Annotated in this window: 21 protein-coding genes; 11 read left to right on the forward strand and 10 right to left on the reverse strand. The window is 73.3% G+C overall.

The window, feature by feature from the left end:
- Positions 1-27: 27 nt before the first annotated feature.
- The gene (locus K1T35_RS33750; RefSeq protein ID WP_220255807.1) at positions 28-2,400 is read right to left on the reverse strand and encodes a xanthine dehydrogenase family protein molybdopterin-binding subunit; all 2,373 of its coding nucleotides are present in this window, start codon (positions 2,398-2,400) and stop codon (positions 28-30) included.
- Between the two features lie 197 nt (positions 2,401-2,597).
- Here K1T35_RS33750 and K1T35_RS33755 point away from each other — a divergent pair, with 197 nt between their 5' ends.
- Positions 2,598-4,247 (forward strand): fumarate hydratase, encoded by a 1,650-nt coding sequence (locus tag K1T35_RS33755; RefSeq protein ID WP_220255808.1) that lies wholly within the window; start codon positions 2,598-2,600, stop codon positions 4,245-4,247.
- 39 nt (positions 4,248-4,286) lie between these two features.
- Here K1T35_RS33755 and K1T35_RS33760 read toward each other — a convergent pair whose 3' ends face one another.
- From K1T35_RS33760 to K1T35_RS33770, 3 genes are read right to left on the reverse strand one after another with little or no spacing between them, the layout of a single operon-like run.
- A complete protein-coding gene (locus K1T35_RS33760) occupies positions 4,287-7,001 on the reverse strand; it encodes a bifunctional GNAT family N-acetyltransferase/acetate--CoA ligase family protein (protein WP_220255809.1) in 2,715 nt (904 codons plus the stop codon).
- A 5-nt stretch (positions 7,002-7,006) separates the two neighbouring features.
- Positions 7,007-8,176, reverse strand: coding sequence for an acetoin utilization protein AcuC (locus K1T35_RS33765; protein WP_220255810.1), 1,170 nt, complete (start codon positions 8,174-8,176; stop codon positions 7,007-7,009).
- Positions 8,173-9,036 carry a sulfurtransferase gene (locus K1T35_RS33770; RefSeq protein WP_220255811.1) on the reverse strand — a complete coding sequence of 288 codons (864 nt, stop codon included), beginning with the start codon at positions 9,034-9,036 and terminating at the stop codon, positions 8,173-8,175. The genes K1T35_RS33765 and K1T35_RS33770 overlap by 4 nt, the downstream gene beginning before the upstream one ends.
- Positions 9,037-9,126: 90 nt before the next feature.
- On the opposite strand from K1T35_RS33770, the gene K1T35_RS33775 reads away from it, so the two are divergent.
- The gene (locus K1T35_RS33775; protein ID WP_220255812.1) at positions 9,127-9,849 is read left to right on the forward strand and encodes a metal-dependent transcriptional regulator; all 723 of its coding nucleotides are present in this window, start codon (positions 9,127-9,129) and stop codon (positions 9,847-9,849) included.
- 108 nt (positions 9,850-9,957) lie between these two features.
- Positions 9,958-10,917, forward strand: coding sequence for a UDP-glucose 4-epimerase GalE (gene galE / locus K1T35_RS33780; protein WP_220255813.1), 960 nt, complete (start codon positions 9,958-9,960; stop codon positions 10,915-10,917).
- A gap of 8 nt (positions 10,918-10,925) precedes the next feature.
- Here galE and K1T35_RS33785 read toward each other — a convergent pair whose 3' ends face one another.
- Complete coding sequence (locus K1T35_RS33785) at positions 10,926-11,993, reverse strand: DUF4192 domain-containing protein (RefSeq protein ID WP_220255814.1); 1,068 nt, start codon at positions 11,991-11,993, stop codon at positions 10,926-10,928.
- Positions 11,994-12,236: 243 nt separating this feature from the next.
- On the opposite strand from K1T35_RS33785, the gene sthA reads away from it, so the two are divergent.
- A complete protein-coding gene (gene sthA, locus K1T35_RS33790) occupies positions 12,237-13,652 on the forward strand; it encodes a Si-specific NAD(P)(+) transhydrogenase (protein WP_220255815.1) in 1,416 nt (471 codons plus the stop codon).
- Positions 13,653-15,095: 1,443 nt separating this feature from the next.
- Entirely contained in the window at positions 15,096-16,001 is a 906-nt protein-coding gene (locus K1T35_RS33795) for an EamA family transporter (RefSeq protein WP_220255816.1), read from the forward strand.
- A gap of 16 nt (positions 16,002-16,017) precedes the next feature.
- On the opposite strand, the gene K1T35_RS49245 is transcribed toward K1T35_RS33795, so the two are convergent.
- Positions 16,018-16,947: a M23 family metallopeptidase gene (locus K1T35_RS49245; RefSeq protein ID WP_255621031.1), complete on the reverse strand. Its 930-nt coding sequence runs from the start codon at positions 16,945-16,947 to the stop codon at positions 16,018-16,020.
- Positions 16,948-17,428: 481 nt separating this feature from the next.
- On the opposite strand from K1T35_RS49245, the gene K1T35_RS33805 reads away from it, so the two are divergent.
- Positions 17,429-18,640, forward strand: a complete 1,212-nt coding sequence (locus K1T35_RS33805; RefSeq protein ID WP_220255817.1) for a hypothetical protein — start codon at positions 17,429-17,431, stop codon at positions 18,638-18,640.
- Positions 18,641-18,653: 13 nt separating this feature from the next.
- Here K1T35_RS33805 and K1T35_RS33810 read toward each other — a convergent pair whose 3' ends face one another.
- Entirely contained in the window at positions 18,654-19,028 is a 375-nt protein-coding gene (locus K1T35_RS33810) for a hypothetical protein (protein WP_220255818.1), read from the reverse strand.
- Between the two features lie 168 nt (positions 19,029-19,196).
- Here K1T35_RS33810 and K1T35_RS33815 point away from each other — a divergent pair, with 168 nt between their 5' ends.
- Together K1T35_RS33815 and K1T35_RS33820 are read left to right on the forward strand one after the other, a co-directional pair.
- Complete coding sequence (locus tag K1T35_RS33815; RefSeq protein WP_220255819.1) at positions 19,197-20,291, forward strand: sensor histidine kinase; 1,095 nt, start codon at positions 19,197-19,199, stop codon at positions 20,289-20,291.
- A complete protein-coding gene (locus tag K1T35_RS33820) occupies positions 20,288-20,956 on the forward strand; it encodes a response regulator transcription factor (protein ID WP_220255820.1) in 669 nt (222 codons plus the stop codon). The genes K1T35_RS33815 and K1T35_RS33820 overlap by 4 nt, the downstream gene beginning before the upstream one ends.
- A 42-nt stretch (positions 20,957-20,998) precedes the next feature.
- Here the strand turns inward: K1T35_RS33820 and K1T35_RS33825 are convergent, their stop codons facing one another.
- Positions 20,999-21,430, reverse strand: a complete 432-nt coding sequence (locus K1T35_RS33825) for a hypothetical protein (RefSeq protein WP_220255821.1) — start codon at positions 21,428-21,430, stop codon at positions 20,999-21,001.
- 124 nt (positions 21,431-21,554) lie between these two features.
- Here K1T35_RS33825 and K1T35_RS33830 point away from each other — a divergent pair, with 124 nt between their 5' ends.
- Complete coding sequence (locus K1T35_RS33830; protein ID WP_220255822.1) at positions 21,555-22,229, forward strand: response regulator transcription factor; 675 nt, start codon at positions 21,555-21,557, stop codon at positions 22,227-22,229.
- Positions 22,226-23,470 (forward strand): cell wall metabolism sensor histidine kinase WalK, encoded by a 1,245-nt coding sequence (locus K1T35_RS33835; protein WP_220255823.1) that lies wholly within the window; start codon positions 22,226-22,228, stop codon positions 23,468-23,470. Before K1T35_RS33830 ends, K1T35_RS33835 begins: the two co-directional genes overlap by 4 nt.
- A 61-nt stretch (positions 23,471-23,531) precedes the next feature.
- On the opposite strand, the gene K1T35_RS33840 is transcribed toward K1T35_RS33835, so the two are convergent.
- Positions 23,532-24,470: an NADP-dependent oxidoreductase gene (locus K1T35_RS33840; RefSeq protein WP_220263026.1), complete on the reverse strand. Its 939-nt coding sequence runs from the start codon at positions 24,468-24,470 to the stop codon at positions 23,532-23,534.
- A gap of 103 nt (positions 24,471-24,573) precedes the next feature.
- Positions 24,574-24,978 (reverse strand): PaaI family thioesterase, encoded by a 405-nt coding sequence (locus K1T35_RS33845; RefSeq protein ID WP_220255824.1) that lies wholly within the window; start codon positions 24,976-24,978, stop codon positions 24,574-24,576.
- Between the two features lie 88 nt (positions 24,979-25,066).
- Between K1T35_RS33845 and K1T35_RS33850 the strand changes: the two genes are divergently transcribed.
- Positions 25,067-25,864, forward strand: a complete 798-nt coding sequence (locus K1T35_RS33850; protein WP_220255825.1) for a helix-turn-helix domain-containing protein — start codon at positions 25,067-25,069, stop codon at positions 25,862-25,864.
- Position 25,865 lies beyond the last annotated feature (1 nt).

Consider the following 25,865-nt stretch of genomic DNA (forward strand, 5'->3'; position numbering starts at 1 on the left):
GAGCCCCGCGAGCCGCAGCGGTGTTCGTCAGATGGTGCCCTCGTCGGCGACTGCCTCGTCCGCGCTGCGGACCGGGAGCGTCGCGAAGACGGCGGGCGGCTCGCGCCACGGGTCGGCCGGCTGCCCGGCCCGCGCGTCCTGCACGGCCCGCCACACCCGCTCCGGGGTGCACGGCAGGTCGACGTGCCGCACGCCGAGCGCGCTCAGCGCGTCGACCACGGCGTTCTGCACGGCCGGCGTGGACCCGACCGTCGCCGACTCGCCGATGCCCTTCGCCCCGAGCGGGTTGAGCGGGGTGGGCGTCTCGGTGTTGGCGGTCTCGAACATCATCAGATCCGCGGCGCTCGGCATCCGGTAGTCGGCGAGCGTGCCGGTGAGCGGCTGGCCGTCGGGGTCGAAGACGACCTCCTCGTAGAGCGCCTGCGCAATACCCTGCGCCAGCCCGCCGTGCTGCTGGCCCTCGACGATCAGCGGGTTGAGCACGCGCCCGCAGTCGTCCACGGCGACGTGGCGCCGCGGGGTGACCCGGCCCGTGTCGGTGTCGACCTCGACCACCGCCACGTGCGCACCGAACGGGAACGTGGCGCTGTCCTGGTGGAAGTCGAGGCCCGCGAAGAGCTGCTCGCCTTCGGACTCCGCCCCGCTCGCCACCTGCGCCCAGCTGATCGTGACCGACGGGACGCCGACCACGCCGAACTCGCCGTCGTCGGTGAGCTGCACGTCGTCGACGGAGGCCTCCAGCATCGCCGCGGCTCGCTTGCGGCCCTGCTCGAGCACGTCGTCGGCCGCGGCCCGCACGGCGTTGCCCGCCATCTGCAGCGACCGCGACCCGCCCGTGCCGCCGCCACGCGGCACCGTGGCCGTGTCGGACTGCACGAACCGGATCTTCTCCACAGGGATGCCGAGCCGGTCGCTCGCGACCATCGCGAACGAGGTGGCGTGGCCCTGGCCGTGGGCGGAGGTCCCCGCCGAGATCGTGGCGGAGCCGTCGGGGTGCACGGTGACCGAGCCGAACTCGTCGCCCGCCCCGCCGGTGATCTCCACGTACACGCTGACGCCGATGCCGAGCTGCACCGGATCGCCCGCCTCGCGCCGGGAGGCCTGCTCCTCCCGCAGCTTCTCGTAGTCGACGAGCCGCAGCGCCTCGCGCAGCGACAGGTCGTAGTCCCCGATGTCGTAGCGCACTCCGGAGAGCGTCTGGTACGGGAACTCGTCGGGCTGGATGAAGTTGCGCCTGCGCAGCTCGACCGGGTCGATGCCCAGTTCGGCCGCGGCGATGTCCATCATGCGTTCGATGTGCGCCGTGGCCTCCGGGCGGCCCGCGCCCCGGAACGCGCCCATCGGCGTGGTGTTGGTGAGCGCGACCGCGCCGTCGAAGGCGAGCTTCGGGATCCGGTACACCCCGGTGGCCATCGTGAGCGTGGACAGGAACACCAGGCCGCCGCCGAACCCGGCGTACGCGCCGCTGTCGCCCACCACCCGCGCCCTCAGCCCGGTGATCTCGCCGCCGCGCGTGAGGCCCAGCTCGTAGTAGGCCACCTGCCCACGCCCGTGGGGCATCGACACGAGGTTCTCCGAGCGGGTCTCCACCCAGGTGACGGGGCGGCCCAGCGCCCGCGCCACCCCGACGGCCGTCGTGTGCTCGGCGAGCATGCCCGCCTTGCCGCCGAACCCGCCGCCGACGTGGGGCGCGATCACCCGCACCCGGTCCTGGTCCCACCCGAACAGCGTGGCCGCCTGTGCGCGAAAAGCGTGCGGCATCTGGGTGGAGACCCAGATCGTGAGGTCGTGGTCCGCGCCGTCGTAGCCGCCGGGCAGGACGGCGATCGCGTTGCCCTCCATCGGCATCACGGCGAGGCGCTGGTTCACCAGCCGGGCCCGCACGACCACATCGGCCTCGGAGAGCACATCGGCGTCGGCGGACCGCTCACCCTTGGCAAGGTTGGTGCCCAGCTCCGGGAACTGCAGCTCCGCGTCCGGCTCGAGCGCGGCCTCCATGTCGACGACGGCCGGAAGCGGGTCGTAGTCGACCTCCACCAGCTCGACCGCGTCGACGGCGGCGGCCTTCGACTCGGCGACGACGACGGCGACGGCCTCTCCCACGAAACGGACCCGGTCGGTGGCGAGCGGTGGCCGCGGCAGGTCCTTGTTCACGACGAAGAGGCCGTGGTGCGCCGGCAGGTCGAGGTCGGCGGCGGTGTACACGGCGACGACACCGGGCGCCGCGACCGCTGCCGACGTGTCGATTCCGGTGATCACGCCATGGGCGAGCGGGGAACGCACGAACGCGAGGTGCAGGACGCCCTCGAGGGCGAGGTTTCCGACGTAGGTGCTCGCCCCGGTGATGAGGTCACGGTCCTCGACGCGGCGAACGGAGGTCCCGAGAATCGATCCAGGCATGCCGATGACACTACGGTCCACGAGCAGGTGCTGCCCAGAAGTTGACGTGGCGCCGTTGGCAGGAGAACCTCTCCCACCGGGAGACCTCGCGCGCCGGCGGCGTTCGTGCGCGCGCACCACGGGAGGTCGGACTGGTCGGGGGCCGGTCCGGCCTCCCGACCACTATGGTCGGTGAGTTTCGCTGTTAGTTTCTTCGGGTGCCCGGTTTCCACCACACCGACGTGCTTCCCCTCGGTCCTGACGACACCGAGTACCGGCTCCTCGACCTGCCTCCGGGCCGGGTCGTCGAGGCGGCGGGCCGCACCTTCCTCGAGATCGACCCCGCCACGATCACCGCGCTCGTGCGCGAGTCGGTGCGCGACATCCAGCACATGCTGAGGCCATCGCACCTCGCGCAGCTGCGTGCCATCGTCGACGACCCCGAGGCGTCGCCCAACGACCGCTTCGTGGCCACCGACCTGCTGCGCAACGCGTGCGTGTCGGCGGGCGGGGTGCTGCCCATGTGCCAGGACACGGGCACCGCGATCGTCGTGGCCAAGCGCACCGAGACCGTGCTCACCGGCGGTGACGACGAGCGCGCCATCTCCCGAGGCGTGTTCGAGGCCTACGACGAGCTGAACCTGCGGTACTCGCAGATGGCGCCGACCTCGTTCTGGGACGAGAAGAACACGGGCACGAACCTGCCCGCGCAGGTGGAGCTCTACACCGCGCAGGGAAAGGCCCCGAAGTACGAGCTCCTCGTGATGGCCAAGGGCGGCGGCTCGGCCAACAAGACCTTCCTCTACCAGGAGACGAAGGCGCTGCTGAACCCGAAGAAGCTCGCGACGTTCCTCGACGAGAAACTGCGCTCGCTCGGCACCGCCGCCTGCCCGCCGTACCACCTGGCGGTGGTGGTGGGCGGGATGTCGGCCGAGTACACGCTCAAGGTCGCCAAGCTCGCCTCCGCGCGCTACCTGGACAGCCTGCCGGCCGAGGGCTCCGAGCTCGGGCACGCCTTCCGCGACCGCGATCTCGAGCAGCAGGTGCTGGAGCTGACCCGCGGGTTCGGGATCGGCGCGCAGTTCGGCGGCAAGTACTTCTGCCACGACGTGCGCGTGATCCGGCTCCCGCGGCACGGCGCCTCGCTCCCGGTGGGGATCGCGGTGTCCTGCTCCGCCGACCGCCAGGCCAAGGCCAAGATCACCCCGGAGGGGGTGTTCCTCGAGCAGCTCGAGCGCGACCCGGCCCGGTTCCTGCCCGAGACCACGGCCGACGACCTGTCGGACGAGGTCGTGCACGTGGACCTCAACCGCCCGATGGCCGACATCCGCGCCCAGCTCTCGACGCTCCCGGTGAAGACGCGCGTGTCGCTCTCCGGCCCGCTCGTCGTGGCGCGCGACATCGCCCACGCCAAGATCGCCGAGCGGCTGGAGGCGGGCGAGCCGATGCCGCGGTACCTGCGCGACCATCCCGTCTACTACGCCGGGCCTGCGAAGACGCCCGAGGGCTACGCGTCCGGTTCGTTCGGCCCGACCACCGCGGGGCGGATGGACTCCTACGTGGAGCAGTTCCAGGCCGCGGGCGGCTCGCTCGTCATGCTGGCCAAGGGCAACCGGTCGCAGCAGGTGACCACCGCCTGCGCCACGTACGGCGGGTTCTACCTCGGCTCGATCGGCGGCCCCGCCGCCCGCCTGGCCCAGGACTGCATCCGCAAGGTCGAGGTGCTCGAGTACGCCGAGCTCGGGATGGAAGCGGTCTGGCGCATCGAGGTGGAGGACTTCCCCGCCTTCGTGGTGGTGGACGACAAGGGCAACGACTTCTTCGCCGGCGTCAGCCAGCCGACGTTGCAGGTCTCCTTCCGGCGGTGAGGGGCTGCGCGAACAGGCGGCCACCCGAGGCGAGACGCTCTACGACAGGCGCCGCGGCCCCTCGTCGTGGCGCGTGGGCTGCGGGCCGAGGACGATGCGGGCCCCCGTGACGAACACCCCCTCGGCCGAGGCGAGCACCGGGTCGAGGACCAGCGAACGCACCCCGGGCAGATCCTCCGCGATCCGGCCCACCCGCAGAACCAGGTCCTCCAGCGCGGCCAGGTCGACCGGCTCGGTGCCGCGGTAACCCGCCAGCAGCGGCGCCGCCCGCGGGGCACGCACCAGCGATGCGGCGTCCTGGTCGGACACCGGGACCACCCGGAACGCGCGGTCGCCGAGCAGCTCGGTGGCCATCCCGGACAGCCCGAAGGACAGCAGCGACCCGAACGACGGGTCGTCGATGATCTCCAGAACGCAGGAGATCCCCTTCGGAGCCATCCGTTGCACGTAGACCTCGCTCTGCCCGGTGAGCCGGGCGAGGTCGGCGTGGGCGCGGCGCACGCCGGACGGGGTGTCCAGGTCGAGCCGGACGCCCACCAGGTCGGTGCGGTGGCGCCAGCGGTCGCCGATCGCCTTGAGCGCGACCGGGTACCCCAGCCCTTCGGCCGCCGCGACCGCCGCGTCGGCGTCCGACACGACGCGGAAGTCGGTGACCGGCACGCCGTAGCACGCCAGCAGCTCGACCGCCTCGGCATCGCCGAGCCGATGGGAGTGCTCCGCACCGAGGCGGGCGACCACCCCGCGGGCCCGCTCCGCGTCGATCCCCGGCGGGCTGACGAACTCCCCCACCGGGCGCGACCGCCAGCTCGCGTAGCGGCTGACCCGCGCGAGCGCCGCCGCGGCACGTTCCGGGCTGGGATAGCTCGGCACCGAGCCCGGCCCCGGCGAGCCGTCCTCCCGGGCCACCGACAGCTCGGCCGGCACTCCCTCGGCGGCGAGGAACACCGCGGCCACCGGTTTGTCGGACCCCGCCACGGCCCCGCGCAGCGCCCGTGCGTACTCGGCGCCGGGGATCGCGATGGGCGGGACGAACACGGCGATGAGGGCATCGGCTCCGCCGGCATCTCCGCCCGCCGTTCCGTCCTCCGGGTCGTCCCGGATCGCGCGGCCGACCGCCGCGGCGAACTCCTCCGGCCGCGCCGCGGTGCCGACGTCGATCGGGGGACCCGCGAGCTCCATCCCGCCGTCCAGCAGGGCGTCGGAGACCAGGACACCGATGGCGCTGGAGTTGCCCACCACCGCGACCCGCGGGCCCGCCGGGAGTGGCTGGTAGGCGAGCAGGAGCGCGGTGTCGAACAGCTGGGCGAGCGTTTCGACCCGGATCACGCCCGCCTGCTCGAAAAGCGCCCGCACGCTGGCCTCGTCGATCCGCGCGGCGCTCGCCGCCAGTGCCGGGGTCGGACCGGAGTGGCGCCCGCTCTTCACCGCGACGATCGGCTTGGTGCGGGCGAGCCTGCGGGCAAGGCGCGCGAACTTGCGCGGGTTGCCGAACGTCTCGAGGTAGAGCAGTACGACGTCGGTGTTCGGATCCGTCTGCCAGTACTGCAGAAGGTCGTTGCCGGACAGGTCGGCCCGGTTGCCGGCCGAGACGAACGTGGACAGGCCGAGCCCGCGCTCCTTCGCCGCCGCGAGGATCGCGATGCCCAGCGCGCCGGACTGCGAGAAGAACCCGACCCTGCCCGCGCCGGGGAGATCGGGGGCGAGAGTGGCGTTGAGCCGCACGGCGGGGTCGTTGTTGACCACGCCGAGCGCGTTCGGCCCGATCACCCGCATCCCGTGGGCCCGCGCCTCGGACACCAGGCGCCGCTCCGCGACGACACCGCTCTCACCCACGTCGGCGAACCCGGCGCTCACCACGACGAGCGTGGTGACCCCCTTCTCCAGGCAGGAGTCCATCACCTCGTCGATGCCCGCAGCGGGCACCGCGACGACCGCCAGGTCGACCTCGTCGGGGATGTCGGTGACCGATGCGTACGCCCGCACCCCGCGCACCGACCGCGCGTCCGGGTTCACCGGGTAGACGGGCCCGGTGAAGTTGGCGCGCAGGAGGTTGGCCAGCACCGCGTGCCCGATCTTCGACGGATCCGTGGACGCCCCGATCACCGCCACCGACGTGGGGTGCAGGGCGTTGTGCACGCTCCGGGCCTCGGCCCGCTGCTCCCGGGAGTCGCGGACGGCGAGCGAACGCTCCGTGGGATCGATGTCGAACTCGAGGTGCAGCACACCCTCGGCGAACTCCCGGCTCACCTGGTAGCCGGCGTCGCGGAAGACCCGGACCATCTGGTGGTTCTCCACCAGCACCTCGGCCTCGAACCGGCGCAGGCCGTTCTCCCGCGCGGCCGCGGTGAGGTGCTCGAGCAGGATCGACCCGAGACCGCGGCCCTGGTGGTCGTCGCGAGCGACGAACGCGACCTCCGCCGACTCGACCCGCCCGTCGGGCCTCGGCAGCCCTTCGTACCGCCCCACGGCGATGATCTCGTCGCCGAGCAGGCAGATGAGCGCCACCCGCGTGCGGTGGTCGACGTTGGTGAACCGCTCGAGGTCGCGCGGCGGGATGCGCGGGTAGGGCCCGAAGTAGCGCAGGTAGCGGGTGCGCTCCGAGAGGCTCTGGTGGAACCGCAGCAGCGCGTCGGCGTCGCTGGGCAGGATGGGGCGCAGGTGCACGATGCCGCCGTCGGAGGCCACGACGTCGGCCTCCCAGTGCCGCGGATAGCCCGGGTCGGTTTCGGTGGCCGTGTCACTGTTCGTGGTCATGCCCGTCAGTCCCTCGGGTCGTCGGGGTCGAGGCCGTGCAACGGGAAGACGGCCCGTCTGCTCTCCAGCACGGCGGTGTCCACCCGGTCGGCGCCCTCGGTCCACGGGACGTACCCGGTGTCACCGCCGTCGGTCATCGAGATCGGCAGCTGCTGGCCGGTGAGGCCCGCCGTGTGGGCCACCCACCCGGCGGGCAGCGGTCGGTCCGGCTCGACGTCGCGGTCGAGCACGGTGGCGATCAGGTGCGTCCACGACCGGGGCACCACCCGGAACAGGCCGTACCCGCCCCCGCCGACCGCGAGCCACTTGCCGCCCGCGGTGTGGGTGGCGAGCTCGCGCAGCGCCCGGTAGATGGTGCGGTGGCCGTCGACCGTGAGCCCGAGATCGGCGAGCGGGTCCTCGACGTGGGTGTCGACGCCGCACTGGGTGACCAGGATCTGCGGCCGGAACTCCGAGAGGAGCGACGGCACCACCGCGTGGAAGGCGCGCAGCCAGCTCGAGTCGGGTGTGCCCGGCGGCAGCGGCACGTTGACGGCGGACCCAGCGGCCTCGCCGTCGCCGTACTCGCCCGGCCATCCCGTGCCCGGCCACAGCGTCATCGGGTGCTGGTGCAGCGAGATCGTGAGCACCCGGGGGTCGGCGTAGAACGCCGCCTGGACGCCGTCGCCGTGGTGGACGTCGACGTCGATGTAGGCGATGCGGTCGAACCCGTGGTCGAGCAGCCAGGAGATGGCCACGGCGCAGTCGTTGTACACGCAGAACCCCGCCGCCCGGTCGCGCATCGCGTGGTGCAGCCCGCCCGCGATGTTGACGGCGCGGTCGGCGCGCCCCTCGGCGATCTCGCGCGCGGCGAGCAGCGATCCGCCGCAGACGAGCGCGCTGGCCTCGTGCATCCCGAGGAAGATCGGGTTGTCCTCGGTGCCGAGACCGTGGCCCACGCCGAACGGGTGCTCGGGCGCCGACTTCACCGCGGTGAGGTACGACGGGACGTGCACCCGCTGCACCTCCTCGTCCGGAGCCTGCTCGGGCACCAGCGGCTCGACGCCCTCCAGCACGCCGAGCTCGGTGGCCAGCCGCATCGTGAGGTCCAGCCGGACCGGGTCGAGCGGGTGGTTGCCGCCGAGGTCGTAGCCCAGGAACGCAGGGGTCCACACCACCGCGGCCCGCGCGCTCACGGTGCCGTCCCGGTGGCGACGGGACGCCGCGGATCGGCGGACCAGTTCGACCACGACCCGACGTACAGCCCGATCGGCCGCTCCGGCGGGCGGAAGCCTGCGTGCTCCGCGGCGAGCACGAGCGCGGCCGCGGTGGCGCCCGACCCGCAGTAGGCGCCGACCTCGCCCTCCCCCGCCTCTGCCAGCCCGGCCAGCCACTCGGCGAGCGACACCGGCGCGAGCCAGCGTCCGTCGCTGCCGAGTACGTCGGTGGCCGGCGCGTTGCGGGCACCCGGGATGTGGCCCGCCTTCGGGTCGATCGGCTCGTGCTCCCCCCGGTAGCGCTCCGGTGCGCGGGCGTCGAGCAGCACGCCGGCGCGGGCGAGGGCGGCCGCGGCGTCGGCGTCGAGCACCGGCATGCCGCCGGGCCGGACCGTGACGTCGCCGGGTGCGGGCCGGGACGGCTCGTCCGTGGTGGGCAGCCCCGCCTGAGCCCAGCCGCGGAACCCGCCGTCGAGGACCGCGACGCGGCCCGCGGCGAACCCCGCCCACCGCAGCAGCCACCATGCCCGCGCCGCCTGCACGCCCTGGGCGTCGTCGTGGGCGACGACCAGCGAACCGTCGCGCACCCCTGCACCGCGGAGCGCGGACTGCAGCCGGTCGACCGACGGGAGCGGGTGCCGCCCGGCCGGCCCGGGCGGATCGGCCAGGTCGGTGTCCATGTCGAGGAAGACGGCCCCGGGGATGTGCGCGGCGTCGTGGTCGGGCCGCGCGGATGGGCCGCCGAGCCGCCACCGGACGTCGAGCACGACCGGACGCCGGGCGGGATCCGGATCGGCGAGCAGTTCCGCGAGCTGGGAGGGAGCGATCAGAGGATCCATCGGGAGCACTGCCACATCCTGCCCGGGATGGCGGGGGGGCTGCGAGCCGTTGCACCGATAGAATGGGGCCTTGACAGAAGGGCTGGGGGCGTGAACGAGCTCATCGATACCACCGAGATGTACCTCCGCACAATCTACGAACTCGAGGAGGAGGGCGTCGTTCCGCTGCGCGCGCGCATCGCGGAACGGCTCGGCCAGAGCGGGCCGACGGTGAGCCAGACCGTGGCTCGGATGGAACGGGACGGGCTGGTGGTGGTGGCGGGCGACCGCCACCTCGAGCTCACCGAGGCAGGCAGGGCGCGTGCGGTGTCGGTGATGCGCAAGCACCGGCTCGCGGAGCGGCTGCTCGTGGACGTGATCGGGCTCGAATGGGAGTTCGTGCACGCCGAGGCATGCCGGTGGGAGCACGTGATGAGCGAAGCGGTCGAGCGCAAGCTCGTGAGGCTGCTCCACAACCCCACCACGTCCCCGTACGGCAACCCGATCCCCGGCCTCGAGGAGCTCGAGAGCGGCGACGACACCGCCACGTCGCGCGCCGCCTCTGCGCCGCCGGTGCTGGAGGTGGGTCTGCAGCGGCTCGACGAGTTCGCCCGACGCGGTGGCGGCCCGGTGGAGGTACGCCGAATCGCCGAGCACGTGCAGGTGGACGCCGATCTCATGGCCGACCTCAAGTCGGCGGGCATCGTGCCGGGGCAGGACGTGGCTGTGGACGCCATCTCCCGCTTCGGTGACGCCGTGACGGTGGCGAGCAACGGTGCCTCCTCGTCGGTGGCGCCGCTCATCGCGCACGCCGTCCTCGTGCGGGCTCGCTGATCCGAGCACTGCGCGAGACCCTCGGGGAACGTCGGCGCGCGCCGTGAGACGGTGGGCCACGCCGCGTGGCGATCTTGCGACGCGCGCCGAACCTGGAGGAGGACGTCTGTGAAGCTGCTCGTGACCGGTGGGGCGGGCTACGTCGGCAGCGTCTGCGCCGCCCACCTGGTGGACGCCGGCCATGACGTGACGGTGCTCGACGACCTGTCCACGGGGCACAAGGACGCCGTGCCGCACGGCGCGCGCTTCGTGGAGGCCGACCTGGCCGACGCCGCCGACGACGTGCTCGCCGAGGGGTTCGACGGCGTGTTGCACTTCGCGGCCAAGTCGCTCGTGGGCGAATCCGTGCAACGGCCGGAGCTGTACTGGAACGGCAACGTGGTGACGAGCTTCCGGTTGCTCGAGGCCATCCGCAGGCACGGCACGCCGCGGCTGGTGTTCTCCTCGACGGCGGCGACCTACGGTGAGCCGGAGCAGGTGCCGATCCGGGAGGACGCTCCGACGAGGCCGACCAACCCCTACGGCGCGAGCAAGCTCGCCATCGACCACGCCATCGGCTCCTACGCCGTGGCACACGGGCTCGCAGCGGTGAGCCTGCGGTACTTCAACGTGGCCGGGGCGCACGGCCGCTTCGGCGAGCGGCACGCGGTGGAGACCCACCTGATCCCGCTCGTGCTCCAGGTGGCCATGGGCACCCGTGAGGCGGTGCAGGTGTACGGCGAGGACTGGCCCACGCCAGACGGCACGTGCGTGCGCGACTACATCCACGTGGACGACCTCGCCGACGCCCACCTGCTGGCGCTCGAGCACGCACAGCCGGGGCGGCACGCGATCTACAACCTGGGCTCGGGCAGCGGCTTCTCGGTGCGCGAGGTCGTGGAGGCCTGCCGCGCGGTGACCGGGCACCCGATCCCCGCCGTGGCCGCCCCTCGGCGGGCGGGCGACCCCGCGGTGCTCATCGCCTCGAGCGAGGCGGCCAGGGCCGAGCTGGGCTGGCGGCCGCACCGCACGGACCTCGCCACGATCGTGGGCGACGCCTGGGAGTTCACGCGCGGCAGGACGGCCTGACACGGCGTTCACCGAACGCTCCGGGTGAGCATCTCGCGCATCACCGACGGCCGGATCCCGGCCATGGCGGCGCGCCGGACCAGCCCGGCGAAGGCATGGCCCGGCCATGCGCCTTCGGCGCGGTCGAGCGCGATGTTGGCGAGCGCGCCGTCACCTCGCAGCAACGCGGACATCGCCAGCAGGGCGGCCGGCTCCGCCGCCTCAGGGTCCGGGGTTTCCCGGGTGAGTGCCGTCCACAGCTGTTCGGCCGCCATGGCATGCGGGCCGGCACAGCGCCGCAGCGCCTCGGCGCGCACCTCGTCGATCCCGAGCGCGGTGGCCAGCGCGACGACGCGATCGTCGGCCAGCACGAGCCTCCCTGCCGCCGCGTCGGCGATCGCGGCGTCGACGAGGAACACGCCCGCGGCGGGATCGAGGACGACCTCGCCGCCGTGCTCCTCGAGCTCCCCGTCGGTCGCCTGGATCAGCCGCTTCTCGCGGCGGCGGAGCACGGCCGGGTCGGCGGGTGCGACGAGTGCCGCCAGCGCCGACCGGTCGGCGTGCACCACCCTCCCCTCCGCCACCACCGCCGCTACGAAGGCCGTGGTGGCGGGATCGGGGACGACACCCGCGCATCCGCACGGCTCGTAGCAGGCCCATCGGGCGCCACCCGCGGTGCGCTCCGCCCACATCGAGGCGTGGAGCGGCAGCGACGCCGCCTCGATGGCCGACGCGACACGACGTGCGAGCAACGGATGTGGCAAGGCACGGGGTGGATCGCCGGACTCGCTGACCACGACGGCGATCACTCCCGCCGGTTCGTCGAGGAGCATGCCGCGCACCGCGGAGGCGACGACGAGCTCGGCATGGTCGGTGTAGTCGGGATGCTCGGGTGGTGGGAGGTCGACGCGCAGCGTGAGCCCGAGCCGGTGGCCGGATCGGCCGCCGGTGGCCATCAACACCAGCGACTCACGCGGGTGGAACCCGAGCATCGCCGGGACGGCGGCGACCAGCTCGCCCTGGTCGCGGACCCGGAGCACGGGGCGGTGCTCGACGGGGCGGTGGTCGACGGGGAGCCGTTCGGCGGGAGGTGTCATGCGGCGAGGATGCGTCGCGATCGATGGGCGATGGGGGCGTTGCTCCGTTCGGCCGTGGACAAGGTGCGGCTGAACGGGCTGAATCGGGCCGACGTGGACAGCCTCCGTTCGACGCCCGGCTTTGTCGGCGGTGTTGTCGTCGTCGAGTGTTAACCTTCCGCGCTTGCCGCGCGGCAGCAGTGCGGCAACGCTGTCCTCCTGCGGGGCGTGAACGGCCCGCCGACCGTTGGGGAGGACCGTCGGGTGTACGACTACGACCTGCTCGTGATCGGCTCCGGCCCGGGTGGCCAGAAGGCCGCGATCGCGGGCGCGAAGCTGGGTAAGCGAGTCTGCGTCGCGGAGCGCCGGAACATGATGGGCGGCGTCTGCGTCAACACCGGCACGATCCCGTCCAAGACGCTGCGCGAGGCGGTGCTCTACCTCACCGGCTTCGCCCAGCGGGACATGTACGGGGCCAGCTACCGGGTCAAGAGCGAGATCACCATCGCCGACCTGCTGGCGCGCACGCAGCACGTGGTCGGCCGCGAGGTCGAGGTGATCCGCAACCAGCTGCTGCGCAACCACGTCGAGATCATCGGTGGCACCGCCCGTTTCGAGGACGACCACACCGTCACCGTGGAGGGCGACGCGCGGGGCGACCGCAGCACCGTCACCGCCGCGAACATCGTGATCGCCACCGGCACGAAGCCGGCCCGTCCCATCGAGGTCGAGTTCGACGACGAGCACGTGCTCGACTCCGACGCCGTGCTCAAGCTGCGGCGGGTGCCGGGAACGATGGTGGTGGTCGGCGCCGGGGTGATCGGGATCGAGTACGCGTCGATGTTCGCCGCCCTCGGCACGCGCGTCACGGTGGTGGAGAAGCGGCCGGCGATGCTGGACTTCTGCGACCCGGAGGTCGTCGAGTCGTTGAAGTTCCACCTGCGGGACCAGTCCGTCACGTTCCGGTTCGGCGAGGAGGTCGCCAAGGTCGAGGTGACGCCGCGCGGCACCGTCACGAGCCTGGCCAGCGGCAAGCGGATCGCGGCCGACATGGTGATGTACTCGGCGGGCCGCCAGGGCGTGACCGAAGAGCTGGACCTGGAGAAGGCGGGCCTGGCCGCCGACAAGCGCGGCCGCATCACTGTGGACAAGCAGTACCGCACGGAGGTGCCGCACATCTTCGCCGTCGGCGACGTGATCGGCTTCCCCGCGCTCGCGGCCACCAGCATGGACCAGGGCCGCCTCGCGGCATACCACGCGTTCGGCGAACCGGCCCGCGAGCTGCAGGAGCTGCAGCCCATCGGCATCTACACGGTGCCCGAGATCTCCTACTGCGGCCGCACTGAAGCCGAGCTGACGTCCGCGGCCGTGCCCTACGAGGTGGGGATGTCGCGCTACCGGGAGCTGGCGCGCGGCGCGATCGTCGGCGACTCCTACGGCATGCTCAAGCTGCTCGTCTCCACCGTCGACCGGACGCTGCTGGGTGTGCACGTCTTCGGCACCGGCGCCACCGACCTCGTGCACATCGGGCAGGCGATCATGGGGTGCGGCGGCACCGTCGACTACCTCGTCGACACCGTGCTCAACTACCCGACGCTGTCGGAGGCGTACAAGGTGGCCGCCCTCGACGCGACGAACAAGATCCGCGCGCTCGAGATGTTCGGTAATGAATCGGCCTAACGAATCGCGGGGCCTCCATCCTGGGGACAGCGCGGCGATCAAGGCGAAATGGTCGCTAGATGATCTTGGATCGCGACCATTAGCCCTTGATCGCCGCGCTGACCTGCTGGTATCGGGTGCAGATGGTCGTTGTCGCGACCATGGACAACCGATACTGCAGATCATGCGGTCGGAGCAGCGGTCGCGGGCGGCTTGATCTGGCAACGGGCTCGGGGTGTCGACTTTCGCGCCGAACCGCTGATCACCCGCTTTGGGCGCAGTGCGTTCCGCGGAACGCACCCCTGGGGGTGCGCCCGGGTGCCGGACGCTTTCGTGGGCGCGCCGTTCCCGGCACCGGGTAGCCCCCGGGCCTCACCCACCAGCCGAGGGCTGCCGGCGTAGCGATCCGGTTCACCTCGAGCCCGTCGCCTTCCGGGGTGGCTGGGTTGGGTGCACTACCGAATCATGTGGTTGCTCGGGCGGCCGTCCCCGACGCGGAGGCACGCCCGTTCCCGACGAGACCGCCGCGGTCTGGGTGCTACACATCTGGCTGTGGTCCCGTCGTCGCCCTTGGCCACGCCTGGAATCTGGGGTGTGATCAGCGGAATCGGGACATGGCCTGCACCCCTGCAGCTGGTGTTCTGACCGGGGAGGCCCTCTGCCGTTGGTGTCCCGGTCCTGCTGATCATGGACCTGAGCGTGGGGCCCTTCCCCCTGGGGTGGTCTGGCCGTGATCATCCAGGAGTAGGGCTGGGTGCGGAGGGTCGGGACCACAGCCAGTCACGTGGCACCCAGCAGCAACAGTCTCGTCGCAAACAGGCGTGCCCCCGCGTCGGGGACGGCCGCCCACGCAACCCCAGGGGACGGTAGTGCACCCAACCCAGCCACCCCCGCAAGGCGAAGAGGTCGAGGCGAACCGGCGAAACCACACGCGAAGCCCGGATCACGAGGCGGGTACCGGGCGACCCGGGCCGGGAACGGCGCGCCCACCGGCAGCTGCTCGACCAGACCGACCCGATGGACCGACACGATCGCGCCCCTACCGCCAGGCGATCGGCGGCGGGCAAGATCCGAACTATCGGTTGCCCACGGCTGCCCCCACAACCATGAGCACCCGAAACTCCGGATCATGGACGCGAAGATCGCAAGTAGCGGTTGCTCATGGTTGTCGCCACAGCCATGAGCAACCGATACGTCGGATCATGGGCGCGGCCACCGCCGAACGGGCCCCGGCGCAGCGCCGAACACCCACGATCGCGCGGACAGCACACCCGGCGGTCACAACAGCGCTGGTGTGCTTCTCGGCGTGCACGCAGGCCTCGGGAGGGCGCAAGATCCGGAGTCCGGTCGACCGCGCGCAACCGGAACGCGAGCGGCGGCGCACTCGCCCACGTCCGCGCTCGCCAGAGGAACGGTCACGAATTCCGGCTGTGGTCCAGGCCTGAGGTCGGGCACGATCAGGTGGTGGTGGTCGCAGCGGTGCTGGCACTGGTCACGAGCATCGCCTACGGCTCGAGCGATCTCGTGGCCGGGATCGCGGCCCGTCGCGCCCGTCCGATCGCGATCGCATTGTGGGGCCACGTGGCGGGAACGCTGGTCGTCGGCACCATCGCGTGGTCGGTGGCGGGCCGGCCGCCGCTGAGCGGTCTGGTGTTCGGGCTGCTCGGGGGTGCTGTCGCGGCGGTCGGGCTGGTGTTGTTCTACGGGGCGATGGCGCGCGGGTCGGTGTCGGTGGTGGCGCCGCTGGCCGCATCCGGGGCGGTGGTCCCGGTCGCGGTGGGCGTGGCCAGGGGCGAGGTACCGGGCGTGCTCGGGTGGGTGGGCCTCGCCGTGGCGGTGCTCGGCGTGCTGGTGCTCGCGACCGCGATGGGCCCGCAGACCGCGGAGCCGAACCCACCCTGCGCCGGCGCCCGTCCCGGCTGCCCTGACGAGGGCGCGGCCCGGTCACCCCGGCTCCCGCCGCCGCTGGCCGCCCTGCTCGCGGCCGGAGCGTTCGGATCGGCGTTCGTGCTGATCGACGCGGGTGGGTCCGGCGCGACGTCACCGCTCTGGGTCGCGGCCGGGCTGCAGACCGGCGGACTGGTCGGCCTGCTGCCGATCGCTCTCGCCGGTCCGCTGGCGCGGTTGGCCGTGCCCCGTGCGGGACTGCCCGTGTTGCTCGTCGCCGGGCTGCTGGCCGCGGCGGGCGACGCCGTGCTGGCGATCGCGTTCACCCTCGGAGACATCTCCGTCGTCAGCGTGCTGGCCTCGCTGGACTCCGCGGTGAGCGTCCTGCTCGCGCGAATGGTCCTGCGCGAACGGCTCTCGCTGCGGCAGGCCGGTGCCGTGCTCGCCGTCCTCACCGGTGCAGTGCTGCTCGCCGCCACCTGAGGCACGATCTCGGAGCTCAGTAGCCGACCCTGTGCTCGTCGAGCCACGGGCGCGGGTTGATCTTCTTGCCGCCGGGCGTGGTGACCTCGATGTGCAGGTGCGGGCCGGTGGAGCGGCCGCGGTTGCCCACCTCGGCGATCACCTCGCCCGCCGCCACCTCCTGGCCCATGCGGACCAGGGAGCGGTTGATGTGGCCGTACGTGGTGACGGTGCCGTCGTTGTGGCGCACCTGCACCCACATGCCGAAGCCGCTCGCTGGGCCGGACTCGATCACGGTGCCGGCGAGCGGGACGCGGATCGGGGTGCCGATCGGGGCGGCGACGTCGAGGCCCTCGTGGGCCCGGCCCCAGCGGGAGCCGAACCCCGAGGTCACGCGTCCGGCGACCATCTGCACGGCGCTGCCCGCCGACGCGCGAGCGGCCTCCTCGGCAGCGCGGGCCGCCTCCGCCGCCTTGGCCGCCTCCTCGGCGGCACGAGCCGCCTCGGCCGCACGAGCCGCCTCGGCCTCGGCGGCGGCCCGCTGCAAGTCGGCCGCCTTGACCAGCGACGCGGCATCGGCCACGGGGACATCGACCGGCAGATCGGCCGTGACTTCGGGAACCACCGGCGCGAACGCAACCGACGCCGCGTCGGTGACGTCGAAGGTCTCAGCGGGTCCGGACGCCGGTTCAACCGCGGGCGCGGCGCCGAAGAGCTCCTCGACGGCCACGCGCAGGGCGGCGCCGTCCGCGGCGGCGGGAAGGGTCTGGGCGAGGGCGTGCTGCGCCGAGGCCGCGAGCGCTCCGCCTGCCACGACGGTGGCGACGAACCGGGCGGGCAGCGACGAGGTCAGCTGCTGGACGGGTGTCGACCGGTGGGCACCACCGGCCCCCGCTGCCGCCAGTGCGGCGGACAGCGGGAGCCCGAGGTGCGCGTGCCGGCTCTGGGGGGAGCGGTGCCGAGCCACGAACCTTTCCTTCCGGATCTGGTAGCGACTCGGCCGGACGTCCCGCTCGGGGGTGCGGGCGGACCGCCGGGGGGCGGTGCGGTCCGTGTCCGGTTTTCGTGACCGGGTCGTTATCGATCCGCGAGCAACGTTAACGGCCGACCGGCGTTGAACAACGCGTCCGGCCGCGAGCTGAGGCCGTCGGCGCGAGCCGCGCGACGAGCGGCTGAGCCCCGCAACCCCCGATGACAGGGTCTGCCGTTCACCGCATGGTCACGTCCTGTCCCCCGCCGACGGGCGTCCAGAGCAGCGGTGGAAGGACGTCGGCGGCCGCCGGTACCGACGAACGGGGGATCCTCACCCGTCGATCACCGCAGTTGCCGCGACGGGCGGCAACCTGCGAATGATCAGGATCGACGGGAGGCGCATCCGTCAAGCGGGCCGAACCCGATCACCCGACCGATGTCCCCACCCCCGCCATCCGGGTACGGTTGGACCGCCGATGCGCGAGGGGAGCGAGGTGTTCCGCAGGTCAGACCGTGGAGGCGAACTCCCCGACGAGCGTGTCCTCGCCGCGCGCAACGCGGCCACCCAGGCCTTCCTCGCCCTCGACGACGAGCAGCGCGCCGTCGCCGACGCCGTGCGGGTGGCCGTCGACATGAGCGGGCGGACGCGGCTCGGGCAGGAGTGGGCGGAGATCGCCGCCGTGGGCGACGCCGCCACCAGCGCCTATCTCACTGCCACGCAGGAGCATCCGCTCGACGGCAGCCGCCCCACCCGCGGCGCCCGCGACGCCGACGAGAAGGCGCTGCGGGAGATCGAACGGGCCCGCGAGGCGATCCGCAGGTTCCGGGCCACCCACGGGCGCAGCCTCGACGAGGCCGAGTTCGCGGTGAAGAACCTGCCGCGCACCCTCGAACAGGCGCGCACCGCGCTCGCCACCGCGCGCACCGCCGTGCAGAACGCCGCCGCGGCGGGCATGCGATCGCGGCGGGCCGAGGAGCGGCTCGCCGAGGCCGAGCGGAGCGGCGCGGGGATGGACGGGCCGGGCGCCGGGCTGCAGGAGCGCATGCGCGCGGCGCAGCGCACGCTCGAACTCGCCCGGTCGGCCGCGTCGCTCGCTGCGGAGGCGCCCCGCGCCGCGCAGCAGGTGAGGTCGGCGCTGACCAGCATCGCCACCCGGCGGCAGGCCGCGGAGACAAAGGCCGGCCGGATCGCACCGTCACTCTCGGCGCTGCTGAGGGAGTTCTCCGAACCCTGCTCCCGGGACCTGACGGGCGCCGAGGCGCTCTCTCGTGCGGCCATCGCCGACGCCGAGCGGGCCCACGCCGAGGCCGGTCGCCGTGCCGAGGCAGGCGACTGGGACGAGGCGGCCGACCAGGTCACGGCCGCCCGCTCGGCACTCGCCCGTGCCGAGGAGCGGCACGACGCGGTGGTCGACCGGCTCGCCGCGCTGCGCGACGTCAGGGCCGATCCGGCACGGTACGCGGCCGACGTCCGCTTCGTGGTGCGCGACGCACAACGGCTCGTCGTCGACCGCGGCCTCGTCCGGCAGTTCGGACCGATCCTCGACGCGCAGGCCGTGCGGCTCGACAACGCCCAGAAGCGGCTGACCGGCGCGCACCCCGACTACTGGCTCTACCTCACCGAGCTGCGCGCCATCCGGGAGCGGGTGCGCGATGTCGTCGCGCAGGTGCGCCGCTCCGCGCAGTAGGACCCCGACTCGCTCAGCGGCCGGCGGCCGCCAGTTGCACGGGCGGCTTCACGAGGGAACCGATCGCCGCGGCAATACCCACCGCCAGTGCGATCATCTGCACCCACTTCCCCACCGTGACCAGGGCGTTCTGGCTTCCGAACATGTTGGCCACATCGCCGACGACGACGAACCCCACGAGGATGAACCCGCCGCACACCAGCGAGATCACCGGCGCCCAGCGCATCGGCAGCAGGGCGGCGAGGCCCGCTGCCACGAGGATCAGCATCCCCGGCGGGACGACGGGGTACTCCCAGCCGCCGACGATCTGGATCGGGATCCCGATCGCCGAGATCAGCAGACTGACGAGGACCGCGCGCCGCGGGCGGTCGGCGAGGATCCGGAACATGGCTACCCCCAAGGCTCGTGCAGCCCACTCCCTGTGAGCCGTCGCCGACGCTAGGGACGGGGGCGGCCGGGCACGTCCGCCCGGGAGCGGCACCCGCGCTACGCAGATCCGCGTAGATCCGCTTCGGCGAGGTCCACGGCGCGCGACCCGGCAGTAGCCTCACCGATCGTGATCGGTGGGAACGGGCGCCTCGCCGCCATAGCGGCGGTGCTCGCCGTCGTGGCGCTGGCCGGCACCGCGTTCGTCGCCCGCTTCCAGCCGCAGGCCGTGTTCGACGCGCGAGGGGTCGTCGGGATCCTCGTCGCGGCGGCCGCGTGGAGCCGGCACCGGCAGGCGCCCGCCACCGCGGCGGCCGCCGTCGTCGTCACCGTCGTCGGCTACGTGCTCGCGGGTCAGCCGTACGGCCCGATCCTGCTCTTCGTCGTGCTCGCCAGCTTCGCCCTCGCCCGCCTGCGCCATGCCCGGACGGCCGTGCCGGTCTGCGTCGGGGCCTGCTGTGCGCTTGCCGCGGCGTTGTGGACCCGGCTCGACACACAGCCCTCCCATGTGGTCGCGACACTCCTGCTGGCGTGGCCGGTCATCTTCGTGGCCGTTCCCGCGCTGGCCGGAGCGCTGGTGCGGACCCGGGCCGATGCGATGGAACGCGAGCGCGCCGCGCTGATCGCGCGGGGTGCCGACGAGGAGCGCCTGCGGGTGGCGCGCGAGGTGCACGACATCGCGGGACACGGGTTCGCGGTGGTCGCGATGCAGGCGGGTGTGGCGCTCACCGTGTTCGACGAGCAGCCCGCACAGGCCCGGGTGTCCCTCGAAGCGATCCGGTCGGCCAGCGAGCACGCGCTGCACGAGCTGCAGGCCACGCTCGACACGCTGCACGCCGGTGCGTCGACCGCCCGGGACGTCCCGGATCTCGTCGAACGCGTGCGGGCAGGCGGGCTGCCGGTCGCGCTCACCGTCACCGGTGCCCCCGGCGCGCTCGGCGAGCGCGAATCCGCCACCGTCTACCGGCTGGTGCAGGAAGCGCTCACCAACGTGCTGCGCCATGCCGGGCCGACGGCGGCGGCGGAGGTGGACGTCGACTACGGCGAGCGCGATGTCTCGGTCGCCGTGCGCGACACCGGCGCGGGCGGTGCGGCTGAGCCGGGTCGCGGGCTGCGCGGCCTGCAGCAACGCGTCGAGGAGCTGCGGGGCACGTTCGCCGCGCGGGAGCGGCCGACCGGCGGCTACGAGGTGGCGGCCACGTTCCCGCACGGGGGAGCACGATGATCAGGGTCGCGCTCGCCGACGACGACGAGCTCGTCCGGATGGGCCTGCGCGTCCTCGTCGGCCGCGAGGACGATCTCGAGCTCGTCGGCGAGGCGGAGAACGGCGAGGCCGCGCTCGGGCTGGTCCGGGAGACCCGTCCCGACGTGCTCCTGCTCGACCTGAAGATGCCCGGCCTCGACGGGATCGGCGTGCTGCGGGCCGTTGCGGCCGACGCCCGGCTGTCCACGACGCGGGTGATCGTCGTGACGACGTTCGAGATCGACCGCTATGTGGCGGAGGCGCTGCAGGCGGGGGCGAGCGGGTTCCTGCTGAAGAGCAACGTGCCGGCCGAGCTGGTGCGGGCGATCCGCGTGGTGGCCGCGGGCCAGGCGCTACTCTCGCCGTCGGTGACCCGCAGGGTGGTCGGGATGTTCGGGCGGCACCTCGCCGGGCCGACCCCACCGCGTGTCGCGTGGGACTCCCTGACCACCCGGGAACGCGAGATGGTCGCCTGGGTGGCCACCGGCCTCTCGAACGACGAGATCGCGCGCGAGCTCGTGCTGAGCCCGGACACGGTGCGCACCCACGTGAGCCGGGCGATGGTCAAGCTGGCCGCCCGCGACCGCGCCCAGCTCGTCGTGTTCGCGATCCGCCAGGGGCTGACCATCCCCGACGTCGCCGGATGAGCGCTGAGTGGGGTGGCGGCCCCCCGACCGCCACCCCGGCCCTCAACGTGGCAGTGCGGGCACCGCCGGCTCGACCCGGTCGACGCGCGGCCGCGCAGGCGGACCGTCGTCCTCGCACGTCACCGGCGGCGGCGCCCCCGGCTCGGCGGGCACGACCCGGATCGCTCGACCGTCCGGCAGTACCCGGGTGCGTCCGTCGTCCGGCTCGACCCGGCGATGTCTCCGCTCCTCCACCCGCGGACGTTCGGGCGGGGCGGGCATGGCCCTGAGCCGCTCTCGGTCCTCCTCGGTGGGCTCACGCGTCACGAGCTCACCGTCCTCACAGGTCACGATCAACGGCCCGCGCTCGTCGTACGGCTCGCCCGCCGAGGCCGCGCCGGTCGTCAGCACCGACAGACCCGCTGCCACCAGCACGGCCGCCGCGATGCTGCGTTTACGCACCCCGCCGGCTCGCCATGCCCCAGATTCGCGCATCGTTCGCCTTCCACTCGACTTCTCCGGACAGGACGGAGCCTCGCCGGGATCGGCTGAACCGGGCCTGAACGCACCCGAACGCGTCTTCAGGTTCGGCTCAGGCTGACGCGCAAGACTCCTCGCCGTGCGGATGCTGCTGGTGGACGACGAGGAACGTCTGACCGACGTGCTCGCGAGCGGGCTGGCGAACGAGGGGTTCGCGGTGGACGTGGCCCATGACGGCCGCGACGGGCTGTGGCTCGCCACCGAGAACGCCTACGACGTGATCGTCCTCGACGTGATGCTGCCGCGGCTGTCCGGATACGCCGTCTGCCGGGAGCTGCGGGCGGCACGGAACTGGACGCCGATCCTCATGCTCACCGCCAAGGACGGCGTGCACGACGAGGCGGAGGCGCTCGACACCGGGGCGGACGACTACCTGTCCAAGCCGTTCTCGTACGTGGTGCTGCTGGCCCGGCTGCGCGCCCTCGTGCGCCGCGGCGGACCCGCCCGTCCCGTGTCGATCGCCGTCGGCGACCTCACCCTCGACCCGGCCGGCCTGCGCTGCCGACGGGGCGACGTGGACATCGCGCTGACGCCGAAGGAGTTCGCCGTGCTGCACGGGCTGGCCCGGCGGGCCGGCGAGGTCGTGTCCAAGCGGGAGCTGCTCGCGCAGGCGTGGGACTTCGCATACGACGGCGACCCGAACATCGTCGAGGTCTACGTCAGCGCGCTCCGGCGCAAGATCGACGCGCCCTTCGGCAGGACATCGCTGGTCACGGTCAGAGGCGCCGGTTACCGCTTGGAGGCCACGCCATGAGGTCACGCTCGCGGATGTCGGTGCGCCTGCGGGCCACGCTCGCGGCCACAGCCGTCGTCGCCGTCGCGCTCGGCGTCGCGTCCGCGGTGTTGGTGGGTGTGCTGGCCGGCAGCCTCGCCGACAGCGCGGCAGCGGAGGCGGAGCGCCGGGCCGCGCTGACCGCAGCGCTGCTCGCCGTGCCGAGCCCACCGGTCCCCGCAGGGGAGCCCCGGGTGATGGTGGGGCCGGACGTCGTCGTGCGGCCCGCGCGGCCGGGCGTCCCTCCCCCCACCTCCACGGAGCGTTTCGCCGTCGCCAGCCGGCCCGTGCTGACCGCGGACGGAGAGCTGCTCGTGCAGGCAAGGGCGTCGCTGCACCCTGCGGCGGCAGCACTCGACACCCTGCGCTCCGTCCTGCTGCCCGGCGTCCCCGCCCTGCTCCTGCTGGTCGCCGCGCTCACATGGCTCGCCGTCGGGCGCGCGCTCGTGCCGGTCTCGGCGATCCGCCGCGAGCTCGCCGACATCACCGCCACCGACCTGCATCGGCGCGTCCCGGTGCCCCAGGCCCGGGACGAGATCCGGCTACTCGCCGAGACCACCAACCGCACGCTCGACCGGCTCGAGTACGCGGTCGGGCGCCACCGCCGGTTCGTCGCCGACGCGGCGCACGAGCTGCGCAGCCCCCTAGCGGTGCTGCGCACCCGCCTGGAGATCGCCCCATCCCAGCCGCTCGCGACCGAGGCGCTCGCCGACGTGGAGCGGATCCAGCGCCTCACCACCGACCTGCTGCTGCTCGCCAGGCTCGACGCCGGCGAGCCACCGGAGCACTGCGAGGTCGACCTGGGGCAGGTCGCAGCGGAGGAGGCGGCGCTGGCCCGGCCGCGCACCGACGTCCGGCCCGACCTGCTGATCGACGCCGGGATCGTCGTGCGCGGCTCGGCGGAGCACCTGCGCAGGCTGGTCGCCAACCTCGTCGACAACGGCGTGCGGCACGCCGCGAGCGCAGTGACCGTCCGGCTGCGGAAGCAGGACGGCGAGGCCGTGCTCGAGGTCGAGGACGACGGGCCGGGCATCCCCGCCGACCAGCGGGAGGCGGTGTTCGACCGCTTCACCCGCCTCGACCCGGCACGGGCCCGCGACGCAGGCGGTTCGGGGCTGGGCCTGGCGATCGCCCGCGAGATCGCGGTGCATCACGGCGGCACGCTCGCGGTCGCAGGCGGCCCGCCGGGCGCGCTGCTGCGGGCCCGGTTCCCCATCGGCTGATCATCTGCTCGGTGCATCCCCGGCCACATGCGGCCGCGCTTGCACCAATCAGGTGATCAGGCTAGACGGTCAGCACCAACTTGCCCGTCGTGTGGCCCAGCTCCCCCGCCCGGTGGGCGTGCGAGGCCCGTTCGAGGGGGAACGTCTCGGTCACGAGCACGCGCAGCCTGCGGTCGTCGACGAGCCGGGCGAGTGCGTCGAGCCCGTTGCCGTCCGGCTCGACGAGCATGGCGGTGGCCCGCAGGCCGCGCTCGGCCGCGGCGGCGAGGGCGGCGGCCGCTGCCGCCGACGGCAGGCAGATGAGCCTGCCCTCCGGGTGGAGGATGTCGAGCGAGCGCGCCGCCACCTCGCCGCCGATGAGGTCCAGCACGATGTCGACCGGGTCGATCGCCTTCTCGAACGCCTCCGCGCGGTAGTCGATCGCCTCGTCGATGCCGAGGTCGTGCAGCAGGTTGTGCTTGGCCGCCGAAGCCGTGCCGATCACGTACGCGCCCCGCGCCTTCGCGATCTGGACGGCGAGGTGCCCGACCCCGCCTGCCGCGGCGTGCACGAGGACACGCTGCCCTGGCTGCAGGGCGGCGATGTCCACGAGGCACTGCCACGCGGTGAGCCCGGCGAGGGACAGGCCGGCCGCCTCCACCTCGGAGAGCCCGGCCGGGCGGTGGGCGAAGTGGCGGGACGGGGCCGTCACGAACTCGGCGTAGCCGCCGGCCATCCGCGGGAACCACGGCATCCCGAACACCGCGTCGCCCACCGCGAAGCGGGTGACGCCCCGCCCGACCGCGTCGACCGTGCCCGCGACGTCCCAGCCCACGGTGAACGGCGGCGGCCCGATCACCGCGGCCACCCCGGCGCCTGCCCGGGTCTTCCAGTCCACGGGGTTCACGCCGGCCGCCCCGACCCGCACGCGGATCTCGGTGGGCAGGGGTTCGGGGATCTCCGCTTCGCCGAGCTCGAGCACCTCCGGTCCGCCGGTCGCCAGCTGCGTGATGACGCGCATCGTTCCCACGGCGGATGCCTACCACCGGCACCGCCCGCGCAGCGGGCTCGAACCGGCCTCCCCGCCCCCTCGCGCGACGAACGGCACCCCTCCCGCGCCGGGACTATCCCCTGAGCACCGCTTGCGTCTGGGTCACGCGCGCGGCGAGGCGACCGTCGGTGTCGCGCAGCTCGGTGTCGGCCACGATGACGGTGCGTCCGACGTTCAGCGGACGGGCCGTGGCCTCCACGTGACCCCCGGTGATCGGTCGCAGGAAGTTCGTCGCCGAGGTCACGGTGGCGGTGCCTCCTGAGCCGTCGGGCAGGTTGAGGAACGCGCACCAGCCGCCCGCGGCGTCGGCGAGCGCCATCAGCGCCCCGCCGTGCAGCAGCCCGCCCGTGGTGCAGCGGGTTGCGTCCCAGTCCAGCCGCAGCACGACCTCGTCCGGCCCCACCTTCAGCGCGGTCGCGCCGAGCAGCGCCGTGAACGGCATGGCGGCGTGCAGCTGCGCGGTGAGCTCGTCGGTCATGCCGATGACCCTGCCCTGCTCCCTCGGCGCCGGTCCATTACCCCGGAGGTCATCGAGCGGCCGCGCACGGGCGGCTAGCGTCGGCGGCATGACCGCCGCGACCGTCACCGGCACCACCTTCGGCTCCCTGCTGCGCGACTGGCGCCAGCGGCGCCGGCTCACCCAGCTCGACCTCGGCATCCAGGCCGACGTCTCGGCGCGGCACCTCAGCTTTCTCGAGACCGGCCGGTCCCGGCCGAGCCGGGACATGGTGCTGCTGCTCGCCGAGGAGCTGGACATGCCGCTGCGCGCCAGGAACGAGCTGATGACGGCCGCCGGGTACGCCGCCGCCTACACCGAGCACTCGCTCGACGACGCCGAGATGGGCGAGGTGCAACGCTCCCTGAAGCAGATCCTCGAGGGTCACGCGCCCTACCCGGCCGTGCTCGTGGACGGGTACTGGAACATGCTGGGCGCCAACAGCGCCGTCGCGCTGCTCACCGACCTCGTCGACCCCCAGCTGCTCACGCCTCCGGTGAACGTGCTGCGCGCGAGCCTGCATCCCAGAGGCCTCGCGCCGCACGTGATCGACCTGGCCGAGTACGCGGCGCACCTGGTGTCCCGGCTGCGCAGGCAGGCCGAGCGCTCCGCGACCACCGGGCTGCGAGCCCTGCTCGACGAGCTCAGCGGCTACTGCCGCGACGCAGGGCTCGACCCGGCGGCCCAGCCGCGCGACCGGATCGTGCTGCCGCTGCGGCTGCGCCACCCCGACCAGGAGCTCACGCTGTTCAGCACGGTGGCCGTGCTCGGCGCCCCGCTGGACGTCACGCTCGACGAGATCGCGATCGAGAGCTTCTTCCCCGCCGACGACACAACCGGCGCGTACCTGCGGGAGCGATTCGGCTAAT

It is taken from the genome of Pseudonocardia sp. DSM 110487 (genome assembly GCF_019468565.1).
Lineage (GTDB): Bacteria > Actinomycetota > Actinomycetes > Mycobacteriales > Pseudonocardiaceae > Pseudonocardia.